Annotated in this window: 1 protein-coding gene; it reads right to left on the bottom strand. The window is 49.6% G+C overall.

The features are described from left to right. Positions 1-8: 8 nt before the first annotated feature. On the bottom strand, positions 9-1,350 hold a 1,342-nt coding region (locus ACTRWK_RS17495; protein WP_340239588.1), incomplete at its 5' end, for a hypothetical protein.

A 1,350-nucleotide genomic window follows, 5' to 3' on the forward strand; every position in this document is an offset into this window, starting at 1 on the left:
CGCGTCGCTCAATAAACGTCTTTCATGCGGAAGCTGATGTCATAGGGAACGACCTCGACGCCTGTCCGTTTTTCATGCTCAGCTAGCCTTTCGAGATAGCCCGGTGACCGAGCTGTTTGACGATAAATGATATAGTCTCGAAAATGATCGGAAGTTCGTTCGCCTTGCTCATCTAGACCGAAAAACTTGTTCGAGGTAGGTAACGGCACGCCGACAACTTGTTCGGATGCTGCTGCCATAACCTCTTTCAGCTCAGCGATCCTAGTGTAGTCGATTATATAGCTATCATGTACCGACAAAACAGGAACTCCCTGCTCCGTGAAATGCTCGTGGATGATAGCTGTGATCTGACTGTCTAGATTCATTAACCTGATACCTTGATCTGCAAACAGGCTTGCTTCGAGATGCGGTGAGTTGGTGATGAAGGCCCTGAGTATGCCTTCAAGTTCGGCGTTGGTCAGACCCTTTGCAAAATGATTTGCAGGATAACCATCTCTGAACGCTCGGTAGGCAGCATCCTTTGACCCTGCGTTAATCGCAGTCAAGACCAACCTCTTCACCATCGACCTTTCGAGTACAGCAGGAACTCCGCTAATCAAGTCACCGCCAAGATCATAGGGATCCCCGCCCAAGGGAAGGCCGCCCTCCACTGTGAGAATCGAGACATGTAAACCTTGGAAGTCTACTTCGACGACTGGGGTATCGTTGATGAATATCTTGGAACGCCAACCGCTGCTGATTTGTTGCCACCAGCCACCGTGAAAGCGGCCATTGAAGCTCCAGTCTGATCGACTAAAGATGCGGCGAGTACTGCAATGATGATGATCCGTCGGTATGTCGTCGACCTCGGGGTCTTCAAGAAGCGGGATATCGATGAAGGCTCCTGAGATAACCTCATTGTAGCGCTTCAATTGGTTTCGCATCTGGTTCGTTTGGTCGGTGTCATCATATTCGACTGGTTGCCCACCGTTAGATCCTCGAAGAATAATCAGTTCTTCGTTTTCAACGCGGCCTACGTCATCGCGCTGAATCTTTGCTTCATCGAACATTTTCTGAAGTCGTTCAGACGCTCTGATCCGTGTTGTTCTGTTTCCTGGGATATTTGGAGCAGTATAACTGCCCTTGGCTAGGTCCAGCAGACCGTTGTCATGTAGCGCTTGGATGATAGGGATGATCTTTTTTGAAATGTGAATAGCGTTATACCGCGATGACGTGTCCCAATAGTTAGACGACATCGAAACCCCGATGCTGAGTGTCGGGTCTGTTAGCCATGCGACGTAGAGGTCTAGTAGAAGAACCCTTAGCTGGTGGCGAAAGGCTGTCTTTGGTTTAGGCCCCGACTTCTGAGCA

It is taken from the genome of Sulfitobacter sp. G5_S2_6_S6, assembly GCF_054968505.1.